Source organism: Verrucomicrobiia bacterium, from assembly GCA_023953615.1.
Classification (GTDB): domain Bacteria; phylum Verrucomicrobiota; class Verrucomicrobiia; order Limisphaerales; family JADLHS01; genus JADLHS01.
In genome coordinates this window covers 519,229-534,805 of sequence record JAMLJH010000001.1, presented here as the reverse complement: position 1 = coordinate 534,805, position 15,577 = coordinate 519,229, and the positions used below count along the sequence as shown (strand labels likewise).

15 protein-coding genes and 1 pseudogene are annotated in these 15,577 nt (G+C 56.4%); 11 read left to right on the top strand and 5 right to left on the bottom strand.

Annotated elements, in window-relative coordinates; genetic code table 11:
- Positions 1 to 266 precede the first annotated feature (266 nt).
- Positions 267 to 1,196, bottom strand: a complete 930-nt coding sequence (locus M9920_02070) for a metalloregulator ArsR/SmtB family transcription factor (GenBank protein MCO5051073.1) — start codon at positions 1,194 to 1,196, stop codon at positions 267 to 269.
- Between the two features lie 123 nt (positions 1,197 to 1,319).
- Between M9920_02070 and M9920_02065 the strand changes: the two are divergent.
- The 8 genes and pseudogenes from M9920_02065 to M9920_02030 all read left to right on the top strand — a co-directional run bounded on the left by M9920_02065 (position 1,320) and on the right by M9920_02030 (position 8,925).
- Positions 1,320 to 1,442, top strand: a pseudogene (locus M9920_02065) (prepilin-type N-terminal cleavage/methylation domain-containing protein).
- A gap of 102 nt (positions 1,443 to 1,544) precedes the next feature.
- On the top strand, positions 1,545 to 2,159 hold the full coding sequence (locus M9920_02060; GenBank protein MCO5051072.1) for a hypothetical protein: 615 nt from the start codon (positions 1,545 to 1,547) through the stop codon (positions 2,157 to 2,159).
- Between the two features lie 36 nt (positions 2,160 to 2,195).
- Positions 2,196 to 2,831, top strand: a complete 636-nt coding sequence (locus tag M9920_02055) for a hypothetical protein (protein ID MCO5051071.1) — start codon at positions 2,196 to 2,198, stop codon at positions 2,829 to 2,831.
- A gap of 184 nt (positions 2,832 to 3,015) precedes the next feature.
- Complete coding sequence (gene metK / locus M9920_02050; GenBank protein ID MCO5051070.1) at positions 3,016 to 4,203, top strand: methionine adenosyltransferase; 1,188 nt, start codon at positions 3,016 to 3,018, stop codon at positions 4,201 to 4,203.
- 105 nt (positions 4,204 to 4,308) lie between these two features.
- Positions 4,309 to 5,811, top strand: a complete 1,503-nt coding sequence (gene ahcY, locus M9920_02045) for an adenosylhomocysteinase (GenBank protein MCO5051069.1) — start codon at positions 4,309 to 4,311, stop codon at positions 5,809 to 5,811.
- A gap of 136 nt (positions 5,812 to 5,947) precedes the next feature.
- The gene (locus tag M9920_02040; protein MCO5051068.1) at positions 5,948 to 7,135 is read left to right on the top strand and encodes a site-specific DNA-methyltransferase; all 1,188 of its coding nucleotides are present in this window, start codon (positions 5,948 to 5,950) and stop codon (positions 7,133 to 7,135) included.
- 9 nt (positions 7,136 to 7,144) lie between these two features.
- Positions 7,145 to 8,149, top strand: a complete 1,005-nt coding sequence (locus tag M9920_02035) for an HNH endonuclease (GenBank protein ID MCO5051067.1) — start codon at positions 7,145 to 7,147, stop codon at positions 8,147 to 8,149.
- Positions 8,150 to 8,256: 107 nt separating this feature from the next.
- The gene (locus tag M9920_02030; GenBank protein ID MCO5051066.1) at positions 8,257 to 8,925 is read left to right on the top strand and encodes a hemerythrin domain-containing protein; all 669 of its coding nucleotides are present in this window, start codon (positions 8,257 to 8,259) and stop codon (positions 8,923 to 8,925) included.
- Positions 8,926 to 9,092: 167 nt separating this feature from the next.
- On the opposite strand, the gene M9920_02025 is transcribed toward M9920_02030, so the two are convergent.
- On the bottom strand, positions 9,093 to 10,727 hold the full coding sequence (locus M9920_02025) for a hypothetical protein (protein MCO5051065.1): 1,635 nt from the start codon (positions 10,725 to 10,727) through the stop codon (positions 9,093 to 9,095).
- Positions 10,728 to 10,832: 105 nt separating this feature from the next.
- On the opposite strand from M9920_02025, the gene M9920_02020 reads away from it, so the two are divergent.
- Positions 10,833 to 11,408: an aminotransferase class V-fold PLP-dependent enzyme gene (locus M9920_02020; GenBank protein ID MCO5051064.1), complete on the top strand. Its 576-nt coding sequence runs from the start codon at positions 10,833 to 10,835 to the stop codon at positions 11,406 to 11,408.
- A gap of 177 nt (positions 11,409 to 11,585) precedes the next feature.
- Here M9920_02020 and M9920_02015 read toward each other — a convergent pair whose 3' ends face one another.
- The 3 genes from M9920_02015 to purE form a co-directional block, all read right to left on the bottom strand.
- Complete coding sequence (locus M9920_02015) at positions 11,586 to 12,503, bottom strand: HNH endonuclease (GenBank protein MCO5051063.1); 918 nt, start codon at positions 12,501 to 12,503, stop codon at positions 11,586 to 11,588.
- Positions 12,504 to 12,840: 337 nt separating this feature from the next.
- Positions 12,841 to 13,503, bottom strand: coding sequence for a carbonic anhydrase (locus tag M9920_02010; GenBank protein MCO5051062.1), 663 nt, complete (start codon positions 13,501 to 13,503; stop codon positions 12,841 to 12,843).
- A gap of 8 nt (positions 13,504 to 13,511) precedes the next feature.
- Entirely contained in the window at positions 13,512 to 14,000 is a 489-nt protein-coding gene (gene purE, locus M9920_02005; GenBank protein ID MCO5051061.1) for a 5-(carboxyamino)imidazole ribonucleotide mutase, read from the bottom strand.
- Between the two features lie 178 nt (positions 14,001 to 14,178).
- Between purE and ilvE the strand changes: the two genes are divergently transcribed.
- Both ilvE and M9920_01995 read left to right on the top strand, forming a co-directional pair.
- Positions 14,179 to 15,045: a branched-chain-amino-acid transaminase gene (ilvE, locus tag M9920_02000; GenBank protein ID MCO5051060.1), complete on the top strand. Its 867-nt coding sequence runs from the start codon at positions 14,179 to 14,181 to the stop codon at positions 15,043 to 15,045.
- 18 nt (positions 15,046 to 15,063) lie between these two features.
- The gene (locus tag M9920_01995; protein MCO5051059.1) at positions 15,064 to 15,573 is read left to right on the top strand and encodes a UvrB/UvrC motif-containing protein; all 510 of its coding nucleotides are present in this window, start codon (positions 15,064 to 15,066) and stop codon (positions 15,571 to 15,573) included.
- Positions 15,574 to 15,577 lie beyond the last annotated feature (4 nt).

Sequence of the window (15,577 nt, the reverse complement as noted above, 5' to 3'; positions counted from 1 at the left end):
AACGGAATCCCGATTCCGATGCTGATGTTGATGCCCGCCAGGGAAACCATCAATCCCCCGGCCAGCACTGTTGTTGCAAGCAGTATTTTTTTCATACGAGCATGAGACGGCGACGCGGCTCGGCTCTTCGAGCGAGGAGGTGATTTTTGAATTTTTAATTTTGAATAAACCGAGACCACTCACGTCAGCGAAATGCCTTTCGACCCCGCGCGGAAATGAAGTCGCGGCCCGTGTCTGACCCCGAACTGCGCCGACCGAGGTCAGGATTATTTTTCGCCGACCGCCAGCAGCGTTTGGAAATGGGGCGGTTGCTCTTCGCGCGCCACCACGCTGACGTCAATTTTTTTGAAACCGGCAGCTTCCAGCCAATGATGCAATTCACTTTCGGCAAACCCGAGCCAGCGGTCTCCATACCGTTCGCGCGCCTGCTCAAATTTGTGCGCCAGCAAATCCAGGATGAGCACCTGGCCGCCGGGTTTGAGCAATTGTGCCGCGCTGACCAGGGCGACCGCCGGATCTTCAGCGTGATGCAGCGCCTGGCTGAGGATGACGACATCCACGCTGGCAGCTTCGATGGGCGGCTGTTGCAGGTCACCGCACCGAAACTCCAGATTTTTCAGACCGTTCTTCTTCGCCTTGGCAGCACCGAACGCGACGATTTTTTTTGAGTTGTCCACGGCAATGACCTTTTTACAGCGCCGCGCCAACAGCTCACTCAACAACCCTTCACCCGCACCCAGGTCGGCGACGATCAGCGGCGGCAGCATGTGTAAAAGCAATTGTCCAAAGGCCGGCCAGGAACGGCCTGGACCATAGACGCGATCAAATCGGCCCGCGACCTGGTTGAAGAAGACTTTTTCCTGTTCGCGGCGTCGGTTGAGAATCCGTTTCAGATTGATTCGATCGTGCGCGTGTTCAGGCAGCTCCTGCGCGCCTTGGCTGGCCACGCGGATGAATTCCGCTGTCGTCCCTTTCGCCTCCGGATTCAATTTGTAGAAGGTGCGCTTTCCATCGCGCCGCGCCGTGACCAGATTGCAATCCGCCAGCAGACCCAGGTGCGTGGAGATTCGCGATTGCCCCATGCGCGTGATCTCCTGCAGTTCATTGACGGAAAGTTCGTCCTTTTCGAGCAGCGCAATGATGCGCAGTCGAGTGGCGTCGGCTAGGGCCCGCAGCGATTTCAGCGTGGAACTCATCGCGCATAGACCTGCCAAATCCGACCGCGCTTAACAAGTTCGCAGTTACGCAGGAACGCAGTCTTGACACCGTCGCTGGCATGTGCCAGCTATTAGGCGATGCTAAACCCCAATGTGAATGTCATGGTTCGCCAGCGCCCTCCGGGCCGAGCGCCAGCTCAAAGTGGTTATGCTGGCTCGCACTTGCCCCAGCGTTCCGGGAGTGGCGCCCGTGCCTTTACCTTGATCGAGCTGTTGGTGGTGATCGCCATTATCGCCATTTTGGCTTCCATGCTTTTGCCGGCGCTCGGGAAGGCGAAGGAAAAAGCCAAAGCGACAAAGTGCATAAATAATCTGCGCCAGGTCAGCTTGTCCATGATCCTCTATGGCAGCGATAACAACGATGCGATGGTTTTATTTCTGGATGATGGGCGACAATCCCCGGCCGACGCCTGGTGGAACGCCGGGGCGAACAGCATGCTCTGGCCGGACGCGCTGCGTCCGTACATGACCACCACCAACATCATTGCGTGCCCCTCGGTGTTATCCAGTACCTACGGCGCCATGGGAGTGGCTCTGAATCACCCGGAGATCGGCGGCTGGTTGCGCGATCCGATCAAGCTGAACTCCATCAAGCATCCGAGTGAAACCGTGCCCTTTGCCGACTCTGGTTTGATCGCCAATTCCACGGAACGTGATCCTGATCTTTGGGTGGAGAAAAAAGGCATGCAGGAGTTGTATTATCGCACGCCAACCAACGTGGGTTACTACAACGACGATCCCCAGCGGCCCGTGTCGCGTCACGCGGGGCGATGTGTGGTTGGATTTTCGGACGGGCATGCGGGGGCGATCAAGGTAAGCCTGATCGGCTTGCAATACTATCCGGGCCGGGATCTCTCGGGCCGGGTTGCTTACGGTAATCCACGGTGGACCGGCTCGGGCAACAAAATCTACGATCCACGTTGGATGTGGGATACCGAGTGACGCCGGGGCGTTTTTCAAGTCCACCATTGCTATCGGATGAAATCGCAAAAACTGCTGGGTTTGGTCAGTGTTTTGTTGTTGGGCGCGGCTGGAATTTTTCTCTGGCGTTACTTTTCTCCACCCAAAATCAATCTCAAGCCCAGCGCGGCCGTGGGCGAAGTTTTAGCTCGCGAGGCGGTGCAACTGGCCGATAACGCGGGGCCAGTAGTCTTGCTCAGCCGACCGGTGGATAAGAACGAAGTGGACGCCAACGGCGAGCGGATAAACGCCCTGATGGCAACTTTACGCCGCCAGTCTGGAGTCACTCTGGTTACCGAATGGGCGCCTCGTCCGCCAGGGGTGATGGATGTCGGGGCGGTTTCCGCCGAACAATTCCTGGCGGCAATCGAGAAAAATCCGGATGCAAAAGTTTTGCTCGTCTTCGCTGGATTGCCGGCCTGGTCGCCGGAACTGGCCGCCAAAATTACCGCGCGTTCCCTGAAAGTTGTGGCGGTTTGTGGATACGGGGCGAATGTCCGTCGCTGGCTGGAAGCCAAGTCGCTGGTATTAGCGGCGGTACCCCGCTTTGATGATCCGCCCGGTAACGCCACCGCTCCGCAGACCGCTCAGGATTGGTTTGATCGCGAATTTTTGATGGTTCGTCCGGACGAACTTTCTCGATTGCCGTTCTGACCGGTTCGGTCAAAGGCCTTGATGGGCGGGGCAATTATGCGGGCCGATTGGGCGTCAGCAAGTTTCGGAAGAAGCATTGGCCCCGGGTTGGTGGCGAGGCAAAGAACGAGGTTGACCAAATTGCTTTCCAGTGTATCGTCCTATCCTGATACGTTAATACGTCAATAACTAAACCATCTGCCGAATGAGCAAAACTTACATTTTTTCTTCCGAGTCGGTCGGGGAAGGTCATCCCGACAAAGTCTGTGACACTATTTCCGACGCCGTGCTGGACGCCTGTCTGGCGCAGGACAAGTTCAGCCGCGTCGCTTGTGAGACTTACGCCAAGAGCAACCTCGTAGTGGTGGGCGGCGAAATTACCAGCAAGGCGAAATTGGATTTTGTGAAAATCGCCCGGCAGGCCATTCGCGACATTGGTTACGTAAATGATGACGATGTTTTCCACGCGGATAAGGTCTTCGTGAACGTGCTGGTGACTTCGCAATCTCCGGACATTGCGCAAGGCGTGGATGCCCGGAAGGCCCGCGGCAAAAAAACCGCCAAGCAGGGCGCGGGAGATCAGGGATTGATGTTCGGTTACGCTTGTAACGAAACGTCGGAGTTGATGCCGGCGCCCATCATGTTCGCGCATCGGCTCGGTCGCGAACTGACCCGCATTCGCAAGAGCGGCAAAGGCCCCGCCTGGCTGCGTCCGGACGCGAAGTCGCAGGTATCGGTGATTTACGAAGATGGCCGGCCGGTGGCCATTTCCAACGTGGTCATTTCCACCCAGCACGCCGACCGATTGAATGGTCGGGAAGTGACGCACGCGGAGATTGAGAAATTTTGCATCGAACAACTCATCAGGAAAGTTCTGCCCGCCAAACTGCTGACCCGGAAGACCGAATTCCTGATTAACCCCACCGGTCGTTTTGTGGTGGGCGGTCCGCAGGGCGACACCGGCTTGACCGGTCGCAAAATCATCGTGGACAGCTACGGCGGCACCGGACGTCACGGCGGCGGCGCTTTTTCGGGCAAGGACCCGACCAAGGTGGATCGCAGCGCGGCTTACATGGGGCGTTGGGTGGCGAAGAACATTGTCGCGGCTCGGCTGGCGGAGAAATGCGAAATCCAGTTCGCTTACGCGATCGGTTATCCCGATCCGGTCAGCGTGCATGTGGACACGTTTGGCACCGGCAAGGTGGACGACGCCAAGATTCTGAAGGCGGTGAACAAGGTGTTTGATTTCCAACCCGCCGCCATCATTGAGCAGTTGAAGTTGCGCCGGCCGATTTACTCGAAGACCACCAACTACGGTCATTTCGGTAAGAACGACAAAGACCTCACTTGGGAAACCACCAATAAAGCCGAGGCTTTGCTCCGCGCCCTTTGACCAACGACTGTTTCGCAATCTCCGCGCGGCTGAGCGAGCGGAGGCGGCGTAGTTTCCACCAACTGAGAATCAACCAATAAACCTGAACTAGTTTCGTTTTGAATCATGCCTAAAATTGCCAAGTCCAAAGTCAGTTCCATTCTGGCGGAAGTCAGTGCCGCGTTGCCCAACCTCGCCGCGTTTGCTGCCAAAACCCCCACCGGCAAGGATTACATCGTGCGCGACATTGCGCTGGCCGATTGGGGACGCAAAGAAATCGCCGTGGCCGAGCACGAAATGCCGGGCCTGATGTCGGTGCGCAAAAAGTACGCGAAGCAGCAGCCGCTCAAGGGCGTGCGGATCACGGGTTCGCTGCACATGACCATCCAGACGGCGGTGTTGATCGAAACTCTGGTGGCCCTTGGCGCCAAAGTGCGTTGGGCTTCGTGCAATATCTTTTCCACCCAGGACCATGCCGCCGCCGCCATTGCCGCCACCGGCACTCCCGTCTTCGCGTGGAAAGGGGAAGCGCTGGAGGAGTATTGGGAACTCACCTTGAAGGCGATTCTCTTTCCCGGTGACCAGGGACCGCAACTGGTTGTGGACGACGGCGGCGACGTAACCCTGCTGATTCACAAAGGTTATGAACTCGAACACGGTTCGAAATGGGCTTACCAGACCAAAGGCGACAGTCACGAAGTCAGCGTGGTGAAAGCCTTGTTGCGCCGTCTTGCCAAGGAGAAGCCCGGCATCTGGACAAAGCTGGTGAAAGAGTGGCGGGGCGTTTCGGAAGAAACCACCACGGGCGTTCATCGTCTCTACCAACTGGCCGAGCAGGGTAAACTCCTCGTGCCCGCCATCAACGTCAACGACTCGGTCACCAAATCCAAGTTCGACAATCTTTACGGCTGCCGCGAATCACTCGCTGACGGCATCAAACGCGCCACCGACGTGATGGTGGCGGGCAAGGTCGCCGTGGTCTGCGGTTACGGCGATGTCGGCAAAGGCTCGGCACATTCGCTTCGCGCTTACGGGGCGCGCGTCATCGTCACCGAGATTGATCCGATCAACGCGTTGCAGGCCGCGATGGAAGGTTTTGAAGTCAACACGCTCGAAAGCACGCTGGGTACGGGCGATATTTACGTCACCACCACCGGCAATTGCGACGTCATCACCGCGCCACACATCCTCAAAATGAAGGATCAAGCCATCGTGTGTAACATCGGTCATTTCGATAATGAAATTCAGGTGGAACAGCTCCGGCGCACCAAGGGCGTGCGCATCGAAAATATCAAACCGCAATACGATCGTTATTATCTGCCCGGCAACAAGAGCATCTATCTGTTGGCGGAAGGACGGCTCGTAAATTTGGGTTGCGCCACGGGACATCCCAGTTTCGTGATGAGCAACAGCTTCACCAATCAGACGCTGGCGCAAATTGACCTCTGGGCCAACAAGAGCACGTACAAAAAGGCGGTTTATCGTCTGCCCAAGAAACTGGATGAGGAAGTCGCCCGCCTGCACCTGGAAAAGATTGGCGTCAAACTGACCAAGCTGACCAAAGCGCAAGCCGATTACCTCGGCGTACCGATGGACGGCCCGTATAAAGCCGAGCACTATCGGTATTAAGCGAACTCAAAATCTAAAATAACGAAAGGCGGGCGGACCACCGTTCGCCTTTTTGGTTTCAGCGCAAAGATTATCTGATTGAATACTCCCAGCAATCGGCTGTGGGCTGTCAATATGATTGCTCAAGGTCTTGAAAATGATAAGAATCACCCAGATGCCGATTGCGCCACAGAAAGCCGCCGAGACCACCGTAAAACTCTTTCACGAGACGGTGCTTGGACGAATTTTCCTCGGCGATTCGCTGGCGATGTTTCATGATAAAGTCGAGGAACAGTCCGTTGATCTCATCATGACCAGTCCGCCATTCGGCCTAGTGCGCAAGAAGGATTACGGTAACGCGGACGCAGACGAATATTTGGAATGGTTTCGCCCTTTCGCAGCAGCGTTCCATAAAGCACTGAGGCCACAGGGTTCGCTCGTCATTGATATCGGCGGCGCATGGATTTCGGGGCAGCCGACGCGCAGTCTTTACCACTACGAACTGCTTATCATGCTGTGCAAGGAATTCGGATTTCATCTGGCGCAGGAATTTTTCTGGTGGAATCCAGCGCGTTTGCCAACGCCCGCCGAGTGGGTAACGGTCCGGCGTATTCGGGTGAAGGATGCGATCAATTGCATTTGGTGGCTATCACCAACACCGTGGCCGAAAGCGAGCAACCGCCGTGTGCTTCAGCCCTACTCCGACAGCATGAAGGTGCTCTTAAAAAAAGGCTACACGCCAAAACTTCGCCCATCGGGCCATGACATTTCTGATCGCTTCGGCACGGACAACGGTGCGGCGATTCCGCCGAACTTGATCGCTTTGGCTCACACGGAAAGCAACTCGGCTTATATCCGCTACTGTCGCAACAACGGAATCACTCCGCACCCGGCACGCTTCCCAACTGAAATTCCGGAGTTCTTCATACGCATGTTGACCGAGGTTGGCGACTTGGTGGTTGATCCGTTTTGCGGCAGCGGTGCGACGGGCGAAGCGGCGGAGCGGACGCGGCGCGAGTGGATTTGCTGCGATTTGGTTGAAGATTATCTGAAAGGTGCTCTCGGTCGCTTCCAGCGCGGAGAACTTAAAAAGTATTCGGCTGCAAAACCGCAGAAGTCAAACGGTGACGATTCGTATCGTGCAGTGAAACCCGGCCTTTTGTGGAACGGCGTCGAAGACGACGAGCCGCTGCCAACGGATGGCGGTGCGAAGCGCACTGTCAGGAAAAATGACCGGAAACAATCGGCTGCAAAAGTGCCACGTGCCGCACTCAAGCCGACGCAGATGGCTTTTCTGGAAACCTACCCGCGCGCTTCGAAACGGCAAAAAGGCAAGGGTAAGTGAGTTTCGAGTATGGCCACTCGCATCAGTAAATCCGACTTGCTTCAGCGAATCCTCGCAGCAATCAAGCTTTCCGGCTGGAACGCAATCGTTCTCTCGGTCGCACATCCATTCAAGCTATCACTGTTTTGTGGCGAACAGAGAGTTGTCGTCCTCTGTTACATCTGGAACATGACGCACGGCGGCTATCCGCGAAACCCGAACGAATTGCGAATCCAAATTACCGGCGTTGACCGCTTTCGTGTGGAAGAAGGAGCAAAGACGTTACTTCTTGGCTGGGAACAAGATGAGCAGATGTTTGCGGGCTTCGACGTGACTAAACACCTCATTTCAATGGAGGGGCGTTCGCCGTCTCTGCAAGTGAGGCGTGAAACAGTCAATGAGGCCAGAGCCAAGGCGTTCTTTCCGCAGACTCGCGATAATCAGGAAATCGTCATCGCGTTTCGCCCTGATTTCTTTGCGGCCTACGCTCAAGAACTCGAAGAATTACATAGAACGGCGCAACAGCCCGAAGATCTTCGACAGCTTAAAAGAATCGCCAACACAGATATTGAACAGGAAATTAGGGACATCCCAGCAGGACCTAGAAAAACAGTGTTGCAACAAATTAACCGCAAGGTGCGCGATGCTCGCTTCCGTCGGAACGTCCTCGCCGCCTATGGCAACCGCTGCGCAGTCAGTGGAATGCAACTTGATTTGGTGGACGCAGCACACATCATCCCAGTTGATCATGAGTGCGGGACAGACGAACTGAAAAACGGACTGTGCCTGAGTACACTGCATCACCGCGCATTTGACAACGGTCTCCTTGGAATCAAACGTGACTATTCACTTGTCCTCAACGAACGGCGAATGTCTGAACTTCATTCGATTGGTTGGGATGGCGGTGCGGCTGAATTCAAGGCGAGTTTGCGTGACCACATTCTTTTGCCTGCTCGGCGTGCTCATTACCCAGACCTCGATTATCTCGTCCTTGGTCAAGAGTTGCGCGGTTGGCAACGAAAACATCTCACGTAATCTACGTGAACTATCGTCGCCGCTCGTGCGAGACTGATTTGAGTGTTCCTGAGTATGTGGCTGATAGCGGCATTGATTCCCGTCCGCGCACCTGTCATTTTGCTACCATGAAATTGCTGAAAGACTTGCGCGCCGAGCACGATTTGATTGACCAGATGCTGGATTCCTTTCGGACGGCGGTGATTCAACTCATCGGGGGCCAGGCGCGTCCGAAGGACCTGTCGCGGTTCATCACTTTTTTTCGCGTCATTGCCGATGAATTCCACCATGCCCGGGAAGAGGAAGTGTTGTTCGCGGTCCTGGTCAACCGGCTCCAGCTTCCCGGCGATCGCGGCCCGATTGCCGTCATGACGGATGATCACCGCAAATTCCGGGTCCTCCTGGATCAACTTCAGCAGTGGGTCGAACAGCGGTCGTTGTCCCCGGCGGAGCAGATCCGACTCCGCGCCGCCACCGAGCAATACATTGAGGCGATGCAACACCACATTGACGCGGAAAATTCGGTGTTGTTTATCGAAGGCGAGATTTGTCTGCGGGACGCCGGCATCACCGAATTGCCGTCGCGTGGTCTGACTTCCAAGGAGATGAAGGTGCGGTTTACGGCGGAGGATCTGATGCGACGTTATCCGCCCACGCCCAATGTGGAAATCATCCGCGGCGATGGCTGCCCGTTGTGCCCGGCCTACCAGGTTACCTGTGACGGTTACGAGCGCGAATGGGCCAAAGTCTCCCGTTGGGGGCACGCGGAAACCGAGGATGATTCTTCCGATTGGTGAACGGTCAGGGCGGATGTCTGGTAGCCCGGCAGCCGGGAGAATCTCAGGTTTGACGTAATTCCAATCTCAATCAGCGTCAGCGCAAATCATCGCATCGAACTGCTGTAAGTTTGTTACAAGCTGGTGATTTCCACTCAGGGGAATTCGTCGCCAACTTCAACTGTTTCTCACCAACGGAAAGCAATCGAATCGAGATTAACGGAAGGCAAAGTTGAGCTGGTCGAGTTGCTCAATTGAATGGTGTCAATTTGTGCCGGCACGTCGTTCAGGTCCAAAGGAATGTGAAATACGCGCCAGGTGTTGTTGACCGCCGGCAGGGGCATGAGGGCTGACCAAGCCGTCGCGCCGCTCGCACTGGAACCTCTGATTCTGAGCGTCAGGCCATTGATCACGGCGCCCTCGGAACGAATGGCAAATTCCAAGTAACCACCTGGAGGTTTGGGAAACTTAAGCAGGCTGAACAGACTTAATTGGCTGTAACCAACGAAGTTGGCGATTCGCAGGCTGTAGTTGCCTTGATAGGCGCTTCCGGAGTAGGCCGGGGTGACGCTCAGTCCGCCGCTTGTTGTGGTGGTCCACTGAGCGCCAAAGATGTTCGTGAGTCCCTCAGTGTACACCGGAGGAAGCATCCACACGGGTGATGGCCCCTGATCGGGGAAAATGGCGAACTGACCATTCGCGGTGATTTTATCGTCGGTGTTCAGGGAGGTAATCGTCGGGAACGTCACCACTTCACCAAATCGGCTGGTGATGCGCGCGTTAAACGGAACGCTGAGGGGAGGAGTCAAGCTGTAAACGAAGTTGTTAGCAGTGTCCCGAGACAGCTCGATCCAAGGTCCGTTGGCCGTTGGTTGTAACTCGAGTTTGCTGATACCCGCGCGATGATTGTAGGGGCGAAAGGTGACGTAATAGCCGCCCGAGTTCAGGGTGCAAATCATTTTGAGGTTGCCCGTGACCGGGGCCGGCACCAGCCGATACGTCGCGATTCCGTAACCATCGCCGGGGCCGAAAAGGTTCGTGAACGCCGCGGTGCCGAGGTCGAAGAAGGGGCGGCCGACATCACATGTGCCCGCTGGCGTGTCAAAAGCCAGGTCGGCCACCATGACGGTGGTCTGACCGCGCGTCCCGACTAATTCATAACATTCACCCGCAGCGGCCGCGTTGACGCCGTCGCGATTGTAAACCGCCGCACACACCGCAGCGACGTAACCGTCCCGATATAATTGCGGCATTTCACCCAACACCACGCCGTAGCCCGAGAGCGTCGCATTGAGATTGACCGGGTAGCTGGTCAAGGAGGCCAATTGCAGCGGTGCGGCGGGTTGTACTGCACGGAAGAACTCGCTGCCGGTGAGTGGCAGTGTCAGTGGATGAACGAACGCTCCCTGTAAGTTCGTGAAGACAAAGGCGCGGTGCGTCCAAGTTGCTTCATCTACCAGTGGCGAGGCTTCGAGGCGCAATTCGCTCGCGCCGGGGAATGCCGCCTGGAGATGCCAACCGGTTGAAACTGCCGGGACGACGGCGGCGCCGGAGCCAACCGGAGTCAGCCGGTAACTCGCGTGTTCCGGAAAGGTGTCCAGCCGGATTGAGTTTGCCTCGCCGTTGCCGGTCACCAGGACGCCGGAAGCCAGCCAGGTTGTCCCGTTGGTGGAGAATTCAACCTCATACGTGACGTTGCTCGTTAGCACCGTGTTGAGGATGGGCGTTGGCGCGATGGTGATCGTTCCCGCCGCGGATTTTAGAAGGCTGCTGATTAGGAAAAGAATTACTGGCGCGATTGGCCAGACGCATCGCAATTTCATTGTGCAAAACAGTGTCACGAGCCTCGCATCTTCACAAGCCTGAATGCCGCGCCGCAATGCTGTCCCTTGCTGATTACGGGAGCGCAGACTACCATCCGATCCGAAGTGATTTACCTGGACCATAATGCCACGAGGTCCATTGCTCCGAAGGTGCTGGAGGCAATGTTGCCGTACCTGACTACGGAATGGGGTAATCCATCCAGCAGCTATAAATTTGGCGCAAAATTGAAAGGGGCGATCGAAGCGGCGCGAGAACAAATCGCCGAACTGATTGGGGCGGACGGGCGTGAGGTCCTTTTCACCTCCTGCGCCACGGAGAGCAACAACGCGGCGATTCATGCGGCGCTCAAAGCCAATCCGGACAATCTGGATGACCGAGCACTTGTCGGGTGTGACCAAGTTTGTTACCTTGCTGCCGGACAAGCAAAAAACGCAATGAAGTTTGAACTCTACAAAGACATGGTGCTCACCCGCGACCTGCCGACGGAACGGCTCAAGCGTGGCGACATCGTCAAACTGGTCGAACACCATCCCGGTCGCTCCGACCAGGAGGATGGCTACAGTGCCGAGGTGTTCAATGCGCTGGGCGACTCCATCGCCGTCATCACCGTCCCGGAATCCTCCCTCGCCCCGCTCCGCGAAGACGAAGTTTGCTGCGTGCGTCCGCTGGTGGCGGCCTGATTCAACGCGTTTTCCTTGAGCATCTACGCGGATTGGGAACGCTCAGGACTTGAACCTCGAACCGCGCCAAACACGCAAAAATAGGAGTTCGTGTATTTCGTGTGTTTCGCGGTTTGCTCCGCTATTTCCCTCCATCCTTCCAGAACTGCCGGGCCGGTCCGGTGACTTGCAGATTGGCTAAACGGGAAGGCGTTGCTCCCGATGCCAGTTCAGGTAAGTGGAATCAGGCCAATACTTCGGATCACTGGGCAAGAAAAGCCTGTGGCCCTCAAAATCTGCCAGTCGTTGACCCGCGATGCCTTCTTCCAGGAATTTCTCCCGGTTCACAATGACTCGAAAGTCGTCCGTGATTGACCACAAGCCGCGATCAAATTGCCAGTGAGCATTCTTGCACAAGGCAAGCCCGTTGCGCGGGTCATTGTTCCGGCTGTCGCGAAACTCATGAATGTGCGCGGCGTCCACGATGCTCTCCATCCTGCTCTTGCCAAGCGTGGTCATTCGGAAGCCCGTCAACGCGCATGTGTGTCTGTAAGCAACAACCACGACCTCAATGCGGAAGCGTGCGTCGCGACCGCGCTCAACTGGCGCAGTGTAAAGCGGTCCGGAATCCTTGAGCTTGGCCGCGGCGGTCGTTGGTTCAATCCGCAGCATACTCCGTAGCGCGGTGCGCTCGTCGTTCAGGAAGTATGGTGGCGTTTTGATCAGTACCATCTTGGCTTTCTCCCGGAATGCCGCGTCTTTCAGGCATGCGAAAAAATCAGGATCAAAACGAACCTTGACTGTGAGCTTCCGATCAGGCGACGGGTTGCCGTCGGCCATGAGCGGCTGCCAGATTCCGGAAGTCTTGAGATGATGAAATGGCAAACGCAGTTCCAAAGGCGGTCGCCTCCGATCAGCAATCACTTGGTTGAACAAGCTGAAGCGGTAGGCCAAGTCGGGCGACAGCGGCAACTCGGGAGAGCTGATTTCTCCTCGATCCGCCATTTCGAGAACCATCAAAAGCAGAAATGGTTTGTGGGGCGCTGGGTCGCCACTGGCGCGATCAATCTTGAGCGTGGCAAGCTTGTGCAACCAGTATGATTGATCCTTTAGCATGCCGCGGCTGCGGGGGTTAGAGTTGTCGTACTTGTTCGAGTATGAGCTTGTAACCACCGGATTGGTTGGGGGTGGTGTTTGTTGTATTTCCGTTATTTTGCACTAATGGATTCACATTAGTAGAATCGTGAAGACATGCAAAGCGCAGGATTTAGCGCGTTTTAAGCAGGTGTAGCCGGCGTCGCGCGGCGGCGGGCCTCTCAGTTTCAAGCCTAGCGGTGGTATCAAATTGACGACCGGTATCGCTTCATGCCGGCGAATTTGCTGCTCGGCTTGGTTTCGATTTCGGACTGGCTTGCCTTTGTTGAAGCCACGACTGTGAACCATCCACGTTATCTCAATGATCGGTTGGAGGAGAGGCTGGCTCAGGTGTCAGGGGCAGGAATTGGTCCCGGGCCGGGTCGTAAGCGTGTACCGCGGCGGTGGCGATCTGGAAAATCCAACCGTGCAAGCGCAAGGAGCCTTCATGCAAACGCTTTTGCACGCAGGGATACGTGCGGAGATTTTTGAGCGCGAGCAAGACGTTTTCCTCAGTGGCGGCGACGGCGCGTTCGGCCTGGCTTTGCAAGGGTGAATAGCGGGTTTGCAGCGCGGTATGCACTGGCGCGGCGAGCGCGAGCCATTCGTGCAGGTTCGAGTGTTCGGGAGTTTCGGGCGGCAGCCCGTGGAGCAGGGCGGCAATGGCGCCGCATTGGGAATGACCGCAGACGACGACGTCCTGGACGTTCAGCAAAGCAACGGCGAATTCAATGGCGGCGGCAGTGGAGTTGGTGCTGCCGGTGACATCAGCCGGAGGCACAATGTTACCAATGTTTTTTACCACAAAGAGATCGCCCGGTTGACTTTGGGTGATCAATTCGGCGATGACGCGGGAATCCGAGCAGGTGATGAACAGCGTGTGCGGGTCCTGTCCGTCGCGCGAAAGTCGGCGGAAGAGCTGGGTGTATTGGCGCTGTTCCTGAATGTGAAATTTGCGGACGCCGGCGAGGAGTTTTTCCATCAGCGGAATTAAGGGGTGAGGTTTTTATTTTTCGCGCGCGAGGCTTCCATCAAGCGCACTTTGAATTGTTGTAATTCCTGCTGCAACCGCGGATCCGCGACGGCCAGGATTTGGGCGGCGAGGACTCCAGCGTTGCGCGCGCCGTTGATGGCGACGGTGGCGACGGGGACTCCGGGCGGCATCTGGACCATGGAGAGCAGGGCGTCCAATCCCTCCGTGGATTTACCGAGAATCGGCACGCCGATGACGGGCAGGGTGGTGAACGCGGCCGTGACTCCGGCGAGATGCGCCGCGCCGCCGGCGCCACAGATGAACACGCGCAGTCCGCGAGCCGGAGCTTGCTGGACGTATGCTTCCAAGCCATGCGGATCGCGATGGGCGGAGATGACTTTGGCTTCCGCTTCCAATCCGAATTCTTTCAGTGCTTCGGCGGAGGCTTTCATGATGGGCCAGTCGGAATCGCTGCCCATTAAAATGCTTACTACAGGATGGCTCATAATTTTTCGCGGGGATGACCGCAACCACTGGCCGCAAGGCCGTTGCGGATGGAGATTTTAGGCGTTCGCCCGGGATTAGGAAGAAAAAACCAAATCCGCCCGCGTCGCGGCGCATCTGGCGCGCAAGATTGTTCGATTGCGCTGCCGGGAGCTTTTTTCTAGTGTGCAAGACATAAAGATGAAAGTTTTTATTGATGGAAAATACTATGACGAACACAAGGCAACCGTATCGGTGTTCGATCACGGACTGCTTTATGGCGACGGAATTTTTGAGGGCATCCGGGCCTACAACGGACGCGTCTTCAAGTTGAAGGAGCACATTGACCGGCTGTTCTACTCGGCGAAGGCAATTCTGCTGGACATTCCGATGTCCCACGCGGAATTGATGCAGGCGACGCTGGCGGCCTGCCGCAAAAACAAAGTGCGCGATGGCTACATTCGGTTAGTGGTGACCCGGGGCGTCGGCACGCTGGGGTTGAATCCGCGAAAGTGCAAACGGCCAGTGGTGATCATCATCGCCGGAAAAATTCAGGTGTACCCACCGGAGTTGTACGCCAAGGGCATGGACATCGTCACGGTGCCAACCACGCGCAATCTGCACAGCGCGTTGAATCCCGCCATCAAGTCGCTGAATTACTTGAACAATATCCTCGCCAAGATCGAGGCGAATAACGCGGGCGTGGAAGAGGCGGTGATGTTGAATGCGGAGGGTTACGTCGCGGAAGGCACGGCGGACAACTTGTTCATCGTGAAGGCCGGCGCGTTATTGACGCCGCCGCTCGCGGCGGGCGCGTTGTACGGCATCACCCGCAAGACGGTGATGGATCTGGCCGCCGCGGCCGGCATGCAAGTGGGTGAACCCAATCTCACGCGGTACGATTTGTTTAATGCCGATGAATGTTTTCTGACCGGTTCCGGGGCGGAAATCATGCCCGTGGTCAAGATTGACGGACGGGTGATTGGAAACGGCAAACCGGGGCGCTGGACCCGGAAGTTGGTGGCCAGTTACCGCAACTTGACGAATTCCACCGGCGAGCCAATATAGAATCAGAGGTTGATCGTTATGCTGTGTCACATCTGCAAAGAGAAAACCGCGACGGTGCATTTAACCCAAATTACCGGGGATAAAATGCACAAGATTGACTTGTGCGAAGAGTGCGCCAAGGAAAAGGGCGTCAATGATCCCTCGGGGTTTTCACTGGCGGATTTGTTGTTGGGCTTGGGCGCGTCGCAAGAGTTGGAGCAGGCGGCGGGTGGCGCGACACTGAAGTGCCCCAAGTGCGGCTTCACGCAGGCGGATTTCAAGAAGAGCGGTCGCCTGGGGTGTCCGGAATGTTATCAGACGTTTGCGGAAGGCTTGGAAATGTTGATCAAGTCCACGCAAAAACGCACGCAGCACAAAGGGAAGGTGCCGGAACGGTTGCGCGCGCAACGCAATTTCGAACTGCAACTGGCCTCCTTGCAAAAGAAACTCGAAAAAGCGGTGGAAGCCGAAAACTTCGAGCAGGCCGCGCAGTTGCGTGATGAGATCAAGCGATTGAAAGGGCCGTTGCCCGCCGCCACCGTGAAATGAACCG